General features: G+C 58.2%; 15 protein-coding genes. 11 read left to right on the top strand and 4 right to left on the bottom strand.

Annotated elements, in window-relative coordinates; genetic code table 11:
- The first annotated feature begins 298 nt into the window (after positions 1-298).
- The 3 genes from mqo (at position 299) to sorB (ending at position 4,169) form a co-directional block, all read left to right on the top strand.
- Complete coding sequence (gene mqo, locus ASD95_RS05290) at positions 299-1,945, top strand: malate dehydrogenase (quinone) (RefSeq protein ID WP_056723037.1); 1,647 nt, start codon at positions 299-301, stop codon at positions 1,943-1,945.
- 306 nt (positions 1,946-2,251) lie between these two features.
- Positions 2,252-3,511, top strand: coding sequence for a SorA family sulfite dehydrogenase catalytic subunit (sorA, locus tag ASD95_RS05285; RefSeq protein ID WP_056723036.1), 1,260 nt, complete (start codon positions 2,252-2,254; stop codon positions 3,509-3,511).
- A 10-nt stretch (positions 3,512-3,521) separates the two neighbouring features.
- Complete coding sequence (gene sorB / locus ASD95_RS05280) at positions 3,522-4,169, top strand: SorB family sulfite dehydrogenase c-type cytochrome subunit (RefSeq protein WP_056723034.1); 648 nt, start codon at positions 3,522-3,524, stop codon at positions 4,167-4,169.
- A gap of 75 nt (positions 4,170-4,244) precedes the next feature.
- Here the strand turns inward: sorB and ASD95_RS05275 are convergent, their stop codons facing one another.
- Positions 4,245-5,051, bottom strand: coding sequence for a glycosyltransferase family 2 protein (locus tag ASD95_RS05275; RefSeq protein WP_056723032.1), 807 nt, complete (start codon positions 5,049-5,051; stop codon positions 4,245-4,247).
- A gap of 181 nt (positions 5,052-5,232) precedes the next feature.
- Here ASD95_RS05275 and ASD95_RS30050 point away from each other — a divergent pair, with 181 nt between their 5' ends.
- The 5 genes from ASD95_RS30050 (at position 5,233) to ASD95_RS05255 (ending at position 9,471) form a co-directional block, all read left to right on the top strand.
- Positions 5,233-5,364 carry a hypothetical protein gene (locus ASD95_RS30050; protein WP_263291783.1) on the top strand — a complete coding sequence of 44 codons (132 nt, stop codon included), beginning with the start codon at positions 5,233-5,235 and terminating at the stop codon, positions 5,362-5,364.
- Positions 5,365-5,377: 13 nt separating this feature from the next.
- Positions 5,378-5,950: a hypothetical protein gene (locus ASD95_RS05270; protein ID WP_056723030.1), complete on the top strand. Its 573-nt coding sequence runs from the start codon at positions 5,378-5,380 to the stop codon at positions 5,948-5,950.
- Positions 5,951-6,148: 198 nt separating this feature from the next.
- Positions 6,149-6,991, top strand: a complete 843-nt coding sequence (locus tag ASD95_RS05265; RefSeq protein ID WP_056723028.1) for a DUF6502 family protein — start codon at positions 6,149-6,151, stop codon at positions 6,989-6,991.
- Entirely contained in the window at positions 6,988-8,619 is a 1,632-nt protein-coding gene (locus tag ASD95_RS05260) for a DUF5666 domain-containing protein (protein ID WP_056723025.1), read from the top strand. The genes ASD95_RS05265 and ASD95_RS05260 overlap by 4 nt, the downstream gene beginning before the upstream one ends.
- A gap of 102 nt (positions 8,620-8,721) precedes the next feature.
- Positions 8,722-9,471, top strand: coding sequence for a hypothetical protein (locus ASD95_RS05255; protein WP_056723023.1), 750 nt, complete (start codon positions 8,722-8,724; stop codon positions 9,469-9,471).
- 92 nt (positions 9,472-9,563) lie between these two features.
- Here the strand turns inward: ASD95_RS05255 and ASD95_RS05250 are convergent, their stop codons facing one another.
- The 3 genes from ASD95_RS05250 to ASD95_RS05240 all read right to left on the bottom strand — a co-directional run bounded on the left by ASD95_RS05250 (position 9,564) and on the right by ASD95_RS05240 (position 12,068).
- A complete protein-coding gene (locus ASD95_RS05250; RefSeq protein ID WP_056723021.1) occupies positions 9,564-10,367 on the bottom strand; it encodes a 2OG-Fe(II) oxygenase in 804 nt (267 codons plus the stop codon).
- A gap of 83 nt (positions 10,368-10,450) precedes the next feature.
- On the bottom strand, positions 10,451-11,260 hold the full coding sequence (locus ASD95_RS05245) for a glycosyltransferase (RefSeq protein WP_056723018.1): 810 nt from the start codon (positions 11,258-11,260) through the stop codon (positions 10,451-10,453).
- A gap of 322 nt (positions 11,261-11,582) precedes the next feature.
- Positions 11,583-12,068 (bottom strand): adenosine-specific kinase, encoded by a 486-nt coding sequence (locus ASD95_RS05240; protein WP_056723017.1) that lies wholly within the window; start codon positions 12,066-12,068, stop codon positions 11,583-11,585.
- Between the two features lie 458 nt (positions 12,069-12,526).
- Here ASD95_RS05240 and ASD95_RS30045 point away from each other — a divergent pair, with 458 nt between their 5' ends.
- The 3 genes from ASD95_RS30045 (at position 12,527) to kynB (ending at position 14,545) form a co-directional block, all read left to right on the top strand.
- The gene (locus ASD95_RS30045; RefSeq protein ID WP_056848046.1) at positions 12,527-12,883 is read left to right on the top strand and encodes a hypothetical protein; all 357 of its coding nucleotides are present in this window, start codon (positions 12,527-12,529) and stop codon (positions 12,881-12,883) included.
- 53 nt (positions 12,884-12,936) lie between these two features.
- Positions 12,937-13,614 (top strand): hypothetical protein, encoded by a 678-nt coding sequence (locus tag ASD95_RS29580; protein ID WP_236709713.1) that lies wholly within the window; start codon positions 12,937-12,939, stop codon positions 13,612-13,614.
- A gap of 268 nt (positions 13,615-13,882) precedes the next feature.
- Positions 13,883-14,545: an arylformamidase gene (gene kynB, locus ASD95_RS05225; RefSeq protein WP_056723141.1), complete on the top strand. Its 663-nt coding sequence runs from the start codon at positions 13,883-13,885 to the stop codon at positions 14,543-14,545.
- The last annotated feature ends 2 nt before the right edge of the window (positions 14,546-14,547 follow it).

Genomic DNA, 14,547 nt, shown 5'->3' with positions numbered 1-14,547 from the left:
GTCGGGAACAGACGCGCGGGTAAGCCTTGTCGTGATATTCTTGGCGACAACTTGGTTTGACCTGTTCAGTTTGCGTGTCCTTGAGACGTGCCGACGGAATCACTGTCGCTCAAGTAGCTGAAGCCAATAAAGATAAGAAGTCAGTTCAGAAGGGACATTAAAGTGGGGTCGATGCGGTTCATCGGCCTTGTGTGCCCACCCTGCAATCCTTGAGTGCCGCACTCGTGACTGCCGTGAAATACGGGGCAGTGCGCATGAGGATGGAAGGGCGGATGGCGTTTTATCATAGGTGCTACAGATGTTTAAAAAAGTGAACACGGCCCTGCTGGGGCTGGCTTTGTCGATGGGGATGTCTGCCGTCCACGCGGAAGAAGCCAAGAAAGTCGATGTGCTGCTGATCGGTGGCGGCATCATGAGCGCGACCCTGGGTGTGTGGCTCAACGAGCTGGAACCCGGCACCTCGATGCAAATGATCGAGCGCCTCGACGGCGTCGCCCAGGAAAGCTCCAACGGCTGGAACAACGCCGGTACCGGTCACTCCGCCCTGGCCGAGCTGAACTACACCCCGGAAGACGAGAACGGCAAGGTTTCGATCCCGAAGGCCGTTGAAATCAACGAAGCGTTCCAGATCTCCCGTCAGTTCTGGGCCTGGCAGGTTCAGCAAGGCGTGCTGAAGAACCCGCGTTCGTTCATCAACTCCACGCCGCACATGAGCTTCGTGTGGGGCGATGACAACATCAAGTTCCTGAAAAAACGCTACGAAGCCCTGCAAGCGAGCCCGCTGTTCGCCGGCATGCAGTACTCCGAAGACCCGGCTGTGATCAAGCAGTGGGTACCGCTGATGATGGAAGGGCGTGACCCGAGCCAGAAAATCGCGGCCACCTGGAGCCCGCTGGGTACCGACGTAAACTTCGGCGAAATCACCCGCCAGTTCGTTGCACACCTGCAAACCACGCCGAAGTTCGACTTGAAGCTGTCCAGCGAAGTACAGGACATCACCAGGAACGAAGACGGCAGCTGGCGCGTCAGCTACAAGAACCTCAAAGACGGCAGCAAGACCGAAACCGACGCCAGGTTCGTGTTCATCGGCGCCGGCGGCGGTGCCCTGCACCTGCTGCAGAAGTCCGGCATTCCTGAAGCCAAGGAATACGCTGGCTTCCCGGTAGGCGGCTCGTTCCTGGTGACCGAGAACCCGACCATCGCCGAGCAACACCTGGCCAAGGCCTACGGCAAAGCCTCCGTTGGCGCACCGCCGATGTCGGTTCCGCACCTGGACACCCGCGTGCTGGACGGCAAGCGCGTGATCCTGTTTGGCCCGTTCGCGACCTTCAGCACCAAGTTCCTCAAAGAAGGTTCGTACCTGGACCTGCTGACCACCACGACCACCCACAACGTGTGGCCAATGACCAAGGTCGGCATCAAGGAATACCCGCTGGTGGAGTACCTGGCAGGCCAGCTGATGCTGTCTGACGAAGACCGCCTCAACGCCCTGAAGGAATACTTCCCGAACGCCAAGGCTGAAGACTGGCGCCTGTGGCAAGCCGGCCAGCGCGTGCAGATCATCAAGCGTGACGAAGCCGCCGGTGGCGTGCTGAAACTGGGCACCGAAATCGTCGCTTCCCAGGACGGCAGCATCGCCGGCCTGCTGGGCGCCTCCCCAGGCGCATCGACCGCCGCACCGATCATGCTGACCGTGCTGCAGAAAGTGTTCAAGGACAAGGTCGCGACCCCTGACTGGCAGGCAAAACTGCACCAGATCGTACCGAGCTACGGCACCCAACTGAACGCCAGCCCTGAGAAGGTTGCTGAGGAATGGGCCTACACCGCCAAGGTGCTGGAACTGACTCCGCCACCCGCGGTGATCGCGCCGGCTGTGAAACCAGTGACTGTCGATACGGATGCGAAGGCTCCGAAGGCTAGTGCTGCGAGTGATATGGCTCTCTAATTAGACTGCCGGATCAAAAAAAGCCCACTGAACCGGTAACGGTCAGTGGGTTTTTTTGTGGGCGACAACAAAGACATCGTTTCAAACAAAACCTCTCTATGCCGAACGTTTCGCCACCCCCTGTCATCAATTGCAAAGTCCCTGACGCTCAATGTGAAGCAGCCCGCTTGCACGTGACGATACTGGTTTGTTTTCCGAAGTCGAACCGTAAAGCGAAACCGCACTGGCACCTTCAGGCCGATGCCTCTTCACCCTGACGAGGGACTGTCAGTTGCATCTCAATAAAACAATCATAGAGAGCGCAGAATGAAGTTCAGTTTTGTAGACAATAGCCAGCCGACCCGCCGACGGGTCTTGCGCGATGCTTTCACCCTGGCTTTGGCGGCCTCGCCGTTGGCAAGCCTGGCCAGGGCAGCCGACGAGTCCGCAGCGGCCAGCGAATCCGCCGAGGAAGTGACCTTTGCCGCCGGCCCACGGCCGCTGGTGCAATACCCGCAAAAACGTCCGTTGACCCTGGTGACCACTCGGCCGCCGCATCTGGAGACGCCATTCCCCGTCTTCAATGAAGGGCCGATCACGCCCAATGACGCTTTTTTCGTGCGTTACCACCTGGCCAATTTCCCGACCAGCATCGATCCGGACAGCTACCGCCTGACGATCAAGGGGGCGGTCGACACGCCGCTGTCGCTTTCCCTTGCCGAGCTCAAGGCCCTCGCCACACCGGTAGAGGTGGTGGCCGTCAATCAGTGTTCGGGTAACAGCCGTGGCTTCTCGATGCCTCGCGTGTTCGGTGCTCAGTTGGGCAATGGCTCCATGGGTAATGCGCGGTGGGTGGGGGTACCGCTCAAGGCTGTGCTGGAAAAGGCGGGGGTAAAAGCCGAGGCCCGGCAAGTGACTTTCCGTGGGCTCGATAAACCTGTGCTGCCGAGCACGCCGGAGTTTATCAAGGCGCTGGACATCAGCCATGCCATGGACGGCGAGCCGATGATCGCCTGGTCGATGAATGGCACCGACCTGCCGTTTCTCAACGGTTACCCGATTCGTCTGGTGGTGCCAGGCTACTTCGGTACGTACTGGGTCAAGCACCTGAGTGAGATCGAAGTCCTCGACCATACCTACGACGGATTCTTCATGGCCAAGGGGTACCGGCTTCCGGATAACGAATGCTTGTGCATTGCCCCCGGCACCACGGCGGCGAAAACCCTGCCGATTTCCAAATTGCCGGTGCGCAGTTTCATCACCAGCGTTAAACACGGCGATGTATTGCCGCTGAATAAAAGCATGGTGCTCAAGGGCATTGCGTTCGACGGGGGCGTTGGGGTCAACAAGGTGGAGGTGTCGATCGACGGCGGAAAAACCTGGCGTGAATCCACGCTCGGGCAAGACCTTGGTCGTTTCTCCTTTCGTGAGTGGACACTGCCGATCACCTTTACCGGCAAGGGCGCCACGCAGTTGATGGTGCGAGCGAGCAACAGCGCTGGCGAGACACAGCCGTTACAAGCCGACTGGAACCCCGCGGGCTACCGCCGCCACGTCATCGAAACCACCCACGTGACCGTCGCCTGAGGAGGACCGCATGAAATTTGTGAAATGCATGACCGCCTTGCTGTGCGCCGCTCAGGTTTGCCTGACGACCCTGGCAGGCGCCGCGCCGCTATCGATCACGCTGCCGCCTGAAACGGCTGCGTTCAAGCCCAGCTCGATGCCTGGCTACCCGTTGGCGCAGCAGAAGTGTTCCGTCTGCCATTCGGCCGATTACATCAATTTCCAGCCGCCGGGCCTGAGCCTGGCGCAATGGACCGCCGAAGCGGGCAAGATGCAGCACGTGTATGGCGCTCCGATCAGCGACCAGGATGTGAGTGTTATTGGCGCTTACCTGGCGGTGACCTACGGCAGTGCGAAGGCCAATGATGCCGATGTTCTGGCGGCCTCGAACGCCCCGGCGCCCCAAACCCCGGCGGTGTCCGTGGCAAAAGTCGACGCCAAGGCCTTGCTGCAGAACAACGCCTGCCTGTCCTGCCACGCGATCGATCACAAAGTGCTGGGCCCCGCCTACCGCGATGTGGCGGCCAAATATGCCAGGGACCCGCAGGCAATGGACCGGATTATGTCGAGCATCCAGCACGGCGGTAGCGGGAAGTGGGGAGATGTCCCCATGCCGCCTTACGCGCAGTTGAGCCCGGACGACCTGAAAAGCCTGGCGACCTTTATCCTGCAACAGTAAGTCAGTCTAAGCCTGATGCGAAAAGCCCACTGAACCGGCGACGGTCAGTGGGCTTTTTTGTAGGCGCGGGCTTGTTCAAGGCATTGAGGAGTTGGTTGTACCGAAGCGCTTGAGAATGTCCTGGTACATCTTGGTCCGCCGGTGATTCTGGCCATAGCCGCCAGCAGCGGCGACGGTGCCGGCCTGGACGTGGTCCAGGTACTTGAATATTTTGCCGGGCGAAAGAAACACGACTTTGTAGCCAAGCCCGATCACGCGGTCTTGCAGCTCATAACCGGGCACACGGTCATCGATCTGAAAATGCAAACCGCGCTGCTTGATCAGCCTGCCATTCCATAACGTGCAAAAGCTTTTCAAGTGGGTTTCCCGGTAGGGCTTCGGGTCTTTCGAGCGCAGGCCCAGCGATTGCTTCAGGCGTCGGTAGTGGTGCTTGAACAGGCGTGAAGTGAAGCGCCACACGGTCCTTGGCAGTCCGCGGTTGAGTTGCTCGGTGCAACCGACCGCGATGACGTTTTGATCCTTGGTGCAGTAGTCCATCATCATCGCAAAGACGTTTGCATCGAAGATGAACGTGTCGGTGTGCATCAGGAACAGGTAGTCGGTATTGATTCTGGCCAGCGCCATGTCCAGCGCTTTGCCATGGGCGATGTGCCCCGGTTCTTTGGCGGGGGCATCGCGCTCGATCAGGTTGATCCAGTCCAGTGAGCGCAAATACTCGACGCTGGCGTCCGCCGAACCGTTATCGACCACCCAGACCGCAATACCTGATTTTTGTGCAGGCTCCTGCAACAGCTCCAGGCAGATCCTGGTGAGCTCGGGGGTTTTGTAATTAACCAGAACGATGCTGAACGGAGGTTTGGCGCTTGTATCGACACAGCCCATCTTCGAAATGCTCGACTACCCGAAAGTGTCGAAGACTAACGAGACAACCTTAGCCCAAGCTTAATTTCACCTGCACGACACAGACGCTGGCTATCGCTGCCTGACGCCTCGAACGAGCCCGTGCGCACCTCGCCGCTGCGGGTGTAGCGGGCGATTATCCGCCACGGGAATGACCGGCTTCATGTTCGACGAAAGTCGTATGGCGGTTGGTGCTGCCAAATGTTATTTGGCTTTTGTCTTGAAAGCGCAATTGCAAATTTGTATCATTCGTTTTCAAGTCAGCGAAGCAGGGAACGCCGCGCCAAAACAATAATAAGGTCAAGGCAATGCTCAAAATGCTTCTCGTGTACGGTCATCTGCTCGCTACGTGTATTGCCCTGGGGAGGGTGTTGCAGGCGGATCACAAGCTTTGGAGTTGGCGCAAGGAATTACTGGACCAGGCGAGGCTTGAATACCTCGATGAAACCCAGAAAATTGTCAGCCTCGCATTGCTGGCTCTATGGGCAAGCGGGCTGTTGCTGGTGCTTCAGGGTTATCTCTATGAAGGCGAGGCGTATCTGCTCAATCAGAAACTCTGGGCCAAGGTGACGGTCGTCGCACTGTTGAGCCTCAACGGTGCACTGTTGCATCGAGTCGGCTTCCCACTGCTGCAAAAGGCTCCCTTCGTCGCACTGCGCAGTGCAGGCCGCACGCGACTCGCCCTGTTGGGGGCGCTTTCCATGAGCGGTTGGCTGTTCGCCGCTTTCCTGGGGGTGGCTCGAGCCTGGAATCACGTGTTGCCTTACCTGCATGTGATGGGCGCATTCGCCGCATTCTCGTTACTGGCTTGTTGTGTGGCACTGGCAGTCGCCGGCAGGGCGGGCAGTGTCGGTGCGCAAAAATCCTCGGTACCGGGGTAGCGCCCGACAGAGCGTATTTCATCCCTGTAAACTCGGGCTAGCTTCATTGCGCGGGAATAATTCCCGCGCATGAAATTCAGGCTTCTCCCAAGATGTTCCCGGATTGCAACGGGTATTGCGTTGGCACCGCGCTTTGTAAATTCATGGGATTATTTCCCACGCGGCTATACTGGGGTTATCTACCCAGGAATTCGCTGAATGCAATCATCCACGCTGCCCACCTCGCTCCTCAAAGCCTTGCGGCATGTCATGCAGCCGCTGGTGCGCCTGATGCTGCGCAAAGGCGTCACCTACCTGGTGTTTGCCGACCTGCTCAAGGAGGTTTTCGTCGAAGTGGCGGACCGTGAGTTTCGCCTGGGCGAGAAGGCGCCGAGCGACAGCCGCATCAGCCTGCTCACCGGTGTGCATCGCAAGGATGTACGGCGCCTGCGCAATACCGGCGATCCGGCTGCTTCCACGCTTCCGGAAAACATCACGTTCGGTGCGCAACTGGTCAACGCCTGGGCCAGCGCGCCCTTTTGCAACGACGCCGGCCAGCCACAGCCACTGCCTCGATTGGCCAGTGTCGGTGGCGACCGTTCCTTTGACGCCCTGGTGGCGAAGGTCAGCACGGATATCAGGGCACGGGTGGTGTTGGACGAGTGGCTGCGCCTGGGGATCGTGCGCCTCGACGAAAAAGAGCGCGTGCACCTTGAAGCCCAGGCCTTCGTGCCACAAAAGGGCTTCGATGAGAAAGCGGCTTACCTGGGGCATAATCTGCATGATCATGCCTGCGCTGCGGTACACAACCTGAGCAGCGAAGGCCCGGCCTTTTTTGAACGCAGTGTCCACTATGATGCATTGGCCCCGATGAGCGTCGAGGCGTTGCGCGAGGCCGTGGCCAGCGAGGGAATGCAGGCCCTGTTGAGCTTCAACCGACTCGCCGCCGAACTGGAATTCCGGGACCTGCCCAGCCTTGAGCCGCGCCAGCGCATCACGGTCGGCCTGTACTTCTACACTGAAGCTTCCGATCCCAATTCACCAAAAGCTCCTGAATCATGACCGTCAAATTGCGCCTGATTCGTGCAATCGCCCTCGTTCTGGGCCTCGGGTTTGCGATTGTGCTGCAAGCCGCCCCAGCCTGTGTCAGCCAGAATGACGCGGGCACCAGCGAAGTGCCGGTCATCCAGGCACCAGGGGGCACCGGCGGTACGGGCGCAGCGCCTGGCGGCATGGGCGGTACCGGGATCGACGCCGACAACGGTGGAGTCGGTGGTACCGGCGCACCGTTGAAAAAACGCCCTGGCGGCATTGGCGGCACCGGGGCCGTTGCAGGCGGCGTGGGGGGGACAGGCATCAGCGACGATAACGGAGGAGTCGGTGGCACCGGCATTGTCGGCACCATCACCGGGTTCGCCTCGATCTGCGTCAATGGCGTGGAAGTGCACTTCAACAACAACGTTCCTGTCAGCGAGAACGGTATCGCCAGTTCCAGTACCCGCCTGGCGATAGGCCAAGTGGTTGCCGTGCAAGCGTTCAACTCCCGGCGCGGTCTGGAGGCCGGACGCATTTCTATCCTGCACGCCTACGAAGGTCCTTTGACAGCGCTGCCGCGCGATTCCATGCCCATGCGTGTCATGGGGCAGCCGGTACGCCTGGCCAAGGGTGCCCAGGTCGCTGCCGGTCTGCGCCCGGGTGATCCCGTACGGGTCAGCGGGCTGCGCGATGCTCGTGGCGAAGTGGTGGCTAGTCGCATCGATCGGGCGCCCGGCCTCAAGGAGGCCAGTGCCATCGGCCCGGTGGATCGCAGCGGCTATCTCCAGGGGCTCAAGCTCAGCAATCACCCAGGCCCGGCGCAGGAAATGCTGGTGCGCGGCCACTGGTCCGGTCGCGAGCTGGACGTGAACCAAAGCCGCCCCGATCCGAGCCTGCCTTTCATTGGCCGGGCACACAATGCGGTGATCGAGGGGCTGGTACAGGGCCGGCAGGACCGCCATCTGGTGGTGGGCGGCTTTAATGTGACGCTGGCGCACGACACCGTGTTTGTCGGTGTGCAGGCTTCGCAGCTGGGTCTGGATCGACGCGTGCGGATCAACGGCGTGTTCACCGGCGCGCGGGAGGTGCAGGCAACGCGGATCGAATTGCCTCGCGAGCGCTCCGATTCGCCCGCCAGCAACCGGCACGGACGACTCGGTTCCAGCGAGCAAGACACCGACGACTCAAGTGGCTCGGGCAACTCGAGCGGCTCAAGTGGCTCAGGAAACTCCGGAGACTCCGGCAATTCCGGCAATTCCGGCAGTTCGCGGGGTTCGGGAAACTCGGGCAGTGACAGGAGCGGCCGCTCCGAGAGTACAGGCAGTGTCATCGACGATACCCGCCACGGGGGCGGTGACAGTCATGGCGGTGGCGACAAGATAGAGCGCGTTGATGTGGACAAGTCTGGCAAGTCAGAGCGAGTCGAGAAGGTCGATCAATCCGGTAAAGTCGAGAAAGTGGAGAGGGTAGAGCGGGTAGAGAAAGTAGAGAAGGTAGAACGTCCGGAGAAAGTCGAGAAGGTTGATCGGCCAGAGAAGGTTGAGAAAGTCGATCGGCCGGAAAAAGTTGAGAAGATCGAAAAAGTTGATCGGCCAGAAAAAGTCGAGAAAGTGGAGCCAGCTGAAAAAATCGATCACTCCGGCAGGTCGGGTTAAGCAGCGCAGCCATGATGCACTTTCGTCATAAGTAACTAGTCTGGGTAAGTCACGCAACAAAACATGCGTGTGAACTTCGATGACGCCAGACACGAGGTGAACATGGATCCCAAGCGCATCCTGCTCGTCGGTTGGCTTGCCAGCCTGGCCTTGCCGGCCTTGGCCGATACCTTCACGACCTCGATCGGAACCGACTACTCCCGGGGCGACTATGGCACCGGTACTACGTCCGAAACCTGGTACGTCCCGCTGGTGGGCAGATACGAAACCGGTCCCATGACCTACAAGCTCACCGTGCCCTGGCTACGCATCACCAATCCTTCGGTCGGCCCTGGCGGCGAACCGCTGCCCGGCGGTTGCGGCAAGGTGGAAAGCGGTCTGGGCGACACCGTTGCCGGTGCCGACTATGCCGTGCTTGACGGCAGCGTTGGCGGGCTGTTCGTGGACCTGATCGGCAAGGTCAAGTTGCCCACCGCCGATGAAGACGAGTGCCTGGGCACCGGCAAAACCGACTATTCCGCCCAGGTCGATGTCGCCAAAGCCTTCGGTCCCGTGACCGGGTTCGCGACCCTGGGCTGGAAAAAGTTCGGCGACCCGTCGGGCTCCGACTTCGACAACCCGATATTCGCCGGCCTGGGCTTCGCCATGCCCGTGTTCGCGCGCACCACGGCGGGTGTGTCCTACGACTGGCGGCAAAAAGTTGTTTCCACCGGCGACGAAATCAAGGAACTCACACTCTTCCTTACGCACAAGCTCAATCAGGAGTGGAAGTTTCAGTTGTATGCCGTCAAGGGTTTTTCCGACGCCAGCCCGGACGGCGAGGCCGGACTGTTGCTCAGCCACGCTTTCTGATTCCTGCCCGTTATCCGCCGTACCGGCATACCGGGACAGTTCCTGCTGGTCAGCGGTATGACGTCATTGTCCGCTCCCGGGCATTTTGCAGTTCAGTTTTTCTTCCTGATCAGTTTATTAATGTAGTACTTCAGGCTTAAACGATCCTTGGGCCTTGGTTTGTAGTGGGTCTTGTTTCTTTGTGCCGGATCGATCGCCATGGTTCCCGCGGTATAGTAATAAAGCGCGATAGACCTGCGGGTAATGTGCTCTGGAGTCGTTAAAGGCTCCGGGTGCCCATGATTACTGTCTTTGTCTGTGTTGAAAATGACGCAGCGATTGTAAATGGGCAGTACTTTTTTAAGGCAGTTCTTCATGCCGACATCCCAAAGTTCCAGGTTGCCGCCGTATTCCTCCTGCCAGTCTTCATTCAGATAAATGATGATATTCAGTCTGCGCTCGACATTAAGTTTTTTGTTGAGCCGGAAGTCCGAGTGTACCCCCAGGAAACCACCGCTTTTTGTTTCGTGCAGGCCACCACCGCTAAAGTAGGGGTCAGGTATCAGTCCTTCGATGCCTGTGAGCTTTTCAAGAAACTGCAACATGGGGGCCGAGTTAAACGCATTGAAAACAGTCTTCAAAAAAGGGTCACATTCGTTGGGACTGATTTGACGTTTGCGTTGACCTTTATAGCCGCGCTCGTAGAGCATTTCATTGTTGGTTGGTTCGACCGGGAAGTGCGAGCAGATGCTCGCAATCAGGTCTTCGTGCAAGAAGTTATCGATGACTATGTGCGGAAATGGCGTAGCCTGAACATAGCGGTCGGTCAACGAGGCACCAAGGGCACTGGCGGCATTTTGGTCGAAATCAAGCTCCGGGGACAGGGTGATAGGTAGTGCTTGAGTGATGGGTGCCATTACCGCTCCAGTAACTTGATATAAAGACTTGTGGGTGACTTGGAGCAATGTTGAATGCACTGCTCGTTGCGTCTGTTCGTAGCTTAATTTGTTCTGTCATCCTTGTTCAGACGCTTAAGGATGTTGTTGTACATTTTGGTTCGTCTATGAGTTTTATCATAGCCACCAGCCGCTGCAACAGTGCCGGCCTGAATGTGATCCAGATAACTGAAGATTTTACGCGGCGATATCATCTCTACGATATAACCCAGCGCGGTCATGCGGTCCTGAAGAGTATAGCCAGGCACGCGATCATCCATCGAAAAGTGCATGTTGTGCTGTTTTACAAGTTTGCAATTCCACAATGTGCAGAAGCTTTTCAAATAGACTTCTTTGTACGGCTTTGGTTCTCTTGAACGCAATCCCATGGAGATTTTCAGGCGTCTGAAGTGATGCTTGAATAGTCGTGAGCTAAAGCGCCACGCAGTTCTCATGGTGCCGCGGTTTATTTGCTCGACACAACCGACGGCCACGACGTTTGGATTTTTCAGGCATTTATTCAGCATCATCGAAAATACATTTTTGTCGAAAACAAATGTATCGGTGTGCATCAGGAATAAATAATCGGTGTCTATTCGCTCCAAGACAAGGTCAAGTGCCTTGCCATGCGCAATATGTCCCGCTTCTGGTTCGGAAATAGAGCGCTCGATCAAGTTGATCCAGTCAAGAGTTCGTAAATACTCAGTGCTCTCGTCGGCGGAATAGTTATCAACTACCCATACTGGAACGCTGTTGCTGCCAAAATGCTGGTGTAATAAGTCCAGGCATATCTTGGTGATTTCTGGTGTTTTGTAATTTACTATAACTATGCTGAAGGCTTTGGGGCTTTCAGTCAGTAAATCAGGGTTGTTCATCGTTCAGGTGCTCAATGTTATTTTATTTGACTGTATGAATGAATGAACTTTTATACGTTTTTTGCTTGTTTGCCGCGCAAAATCTTGCATGGCCTTAGAGCACAATTTGTTAAGTCGCATTCTCATGCATAGTAACCACGGACTGCTCAGGCCCGATGGAGAGCAGTAGAAACGGACTTCATCGTATAAGGATCTGCCCTGCAGGTAAACATTTTGACTTGATTCGTTACATCAGGGGGCTGCTCAGGCCAGCCTCCCAAACAGGGCGTCATGCGCCGAATACCATGCGCCGGTTGAGCGTGGGTGGGGTTCGTTCTGCAACTCACTGCTTGTAGCCAATCTGGCGCAGCAAGTTCTTGCGCCACAGGATGTCTTCATCGCCTTCGATGTCGTTGGCACAAAAGCCATCCACTACGCCCAGGATTGCTCGCCCTTGCTGCGTTTCAGCGAGGATCACTTCGGTTGAATTGGCTGTTGCACAAAAAATACGGCATACCTCTGGAACCATTTTGATGGTGTTCAACACGTTCAACGGATAGAAACCGTCGCCCAGGAAAATGATGAAGCTATGGCCTGCGGCGATGGCTTTCGCATTCTTTTGTGCAAGTTCAATCATTGAGTTATCGGTGCCGGACCATCGCACCAGGCATTTGCCGGAGGCTTCACAAAAGGCCATGCCAAACTGGATCCCTGGCACGGTATTGACCAGCGCTTCGTGGATGTCCTCGACGGACTTGATGAAGTGCGTCTGTCCCAGAATGAAGTTCGTCACATCCGGCTTTTCGATTTTCAACGTGATGAGTTGCATTTCAAACGCCTCCTTTCACGGGTTGCCAGGAGAGCCTGGCAACAAACCAAGCATAGCCACTCATTTGCTATTGCCGCGTCCTCTTTCTGCTTTTGGCCGACTGCTCAACGCATGCCCCGGACCGGATACCCGGTCGTTGACACTTGGGCTGACAGGGCTAATCTAAGTGGTGTGGGAATATTTCCCACGCAAAGATTCCAGCTGGCTCCGAGGGATCGTACGGAAACCGCAGTGGTTCATTGTTGCTGCAGATTTATGGCCGTGCCGGTTGGCGGGCCGCTCCAATGGGCGGCCGGGAACTCACTGGACATTGCGTTCGATACGGAGGTGAAAACGCAACTCCAAACGGAGGTGCATCATGCTGCTCAAGAAATGTTTGTTGGCTCTGGCAATAGGCGGGGTCCTGTCGGCATCGACTGTCCTGGTGCCCGATTACATCAGTAGTTTCTCCAGCGTGTATGCCAAAGATGGCGGCAGCGGCGGTGGTGGTAGCGGTGGAGGCGGTGGCGGTCACGGYGGTGGCGGCGGTTCCGGCGGGGGTGGTCACGGTGGTGGCGGCGGTTCCGGCGGGGGTGGTCACGGTGGTGGCGGTGGCTCCGGTGGTGGCGGTGGTTCCGGAGGCGGCGGTCACGGTGGTGACGGCGGCGGAGGCGGCCACGGTGGCGGTGGCTCCGGTAGTGGAGGTTCTGGAGGCGGTGGTCACGGTGGCGACGGCGGCGGCCATGGAGGAGAGGGTGGCGGTCATGGTGCAACAGGCCATGACGGTGACGGTCGTGGAGGTTCGGGGCGCGGCGACGCTGACCATGGTGGTGTAGCCGGGAACAAAGGCCCGGGCAAAGCGCATGACAACGACGATGACCATGGTGGAATGGCCGGAAACAGAGGCCCAGGCAAAGCAAAAGACAAAGACGCGCGTGACAACGACGATGACAACGACGCGGATAACGCCGCAGATGCAGCCAGGGAAGCTGCAGAAGACGCCGGTGACGCTGCAAGGGAAGCCGCGGAAGACGCCAGGGACGCTGCCAGGGAAGCCGCGGAAGACAGGGGCGTTGCCAGAAATGATGCTGATGTAGCCAGAGACGCGGCCAAGGCTGATGCAGACGCAGCTCGGGACGCGGCCAAGGCTGATGCAGATGCAGCCCGGGACGCCGCCAGAGCTGAGGCGGATGCCGCCCGGGATGCCGCAAGAGCTGCTGGCGTACCGCGCGCAGATGCAGATGCAGCCAGAGACGCTGCACGTGCCGCCGCGGATGCAGCCCGTGACGCCGCCAAGGCCGACGCGGATGCTGCCAGAGACGCAGCCAAGGCCGACGCAGATGCTGCCAGGGACGCAGCCAAGGCCAAGGCGAACGTAGCCAGAGAGGCTGACAAGGCAGTCAAAGAGGCTGACAAAGCCAAGGCGAAGGCGAACGTAGCCAGAGAGGCTGACAAGGCAGTCAAAGAGGCTGACAAAGCCAAGGCGAAGGCTGCCAGAGAGGATGTAGCGGATGCGCCGGATGCCCCGGACGCGCCGGATTTCGACACGGTTGAGGTAGAGAACTAGGCCCGCACGTTCGATGGCGAACACCACGGGCATACCCGTAGATTACGTCCCGGGCGTTTGAGGGACGTATCGTCAAAGCGTCGCAAGCCCTGAAGAATCACGGGGCTTGCGACTTTTTTTCGACTTCGTGTCTTTGAAATTTCCTGCCGCAATACCGCTCATTCATAGTGGTTTATGCGAAATCCCGTGCGTTGCTCCGGGTTTTTTGCACGAATCTTCACGCCTGTCGCTCGTATCATTTCTCCCGGAAACCACCGTGAGCATGGCGATGACAAAAAACACAGCGTTGTGGGACATCAGTCCACCCTTGAGTAGCGAGACACCGACCTGGCCGGGTGACACGCCCTTTCAGGAGGAGCGTGTCTGGACCTACGGTCCCGAGTGTCCGGTGAATGTCGGACGCATCACCCTGTCGCCCCATACCGGCGCCCACGTCGATGCACCGCTGCATTACAGCGCCGACGGCGCGGCGATTGGCGAGGTCGGGTTGGACGTCTATATCGGCCCTTGCCGTGTTTTGCATTGTCTGGACAGCGGCGAGCTGGTGCAGCCGGGGCAACTGGAAGGGCGTTTGCACAATGTGCCCGAGCGTGTGCTGCTGCGAACCTATCGACAGGCACCGCTGACGACCTGGGATTCGAATTTCACGGCGGTTGCCAAGGAAACCATCGACCTGCTGGCGAGCCTTGGCGTGCGCTTGATCGGCATCGATACGCCGTCACTGGACCCGCAGCAATCCAGGACCATGGACTCCCACGGCGCCGTGGCCCGCCATCACATGGCGATCCTGGAAGGCATCGTGCTGGACGAGGTCCCGGAGGGCGATTATGAACTGATCGCCTTGCCGCTGCGGTTCGCTCATCTGGATGCCAGTCCGGTCAGGGCGATTTTGCGGCCGTTGAGTACTTCACAACCCATTCATCAGATCTGAAG

It is taken from the genome of Pseudomonas sp. Root71, from assembly GCF_001429045.1.
GTDB lineage: Bacteria > Pseudomonadota > Gammaproteobacteria > Pseudomonadales > Pseudomonadaceae > Aquipseudomonas > Aquipseudomonas monachiensis.
This window is presented reverse-complemented; position numbering and strand designations above follow the sequence as displayed.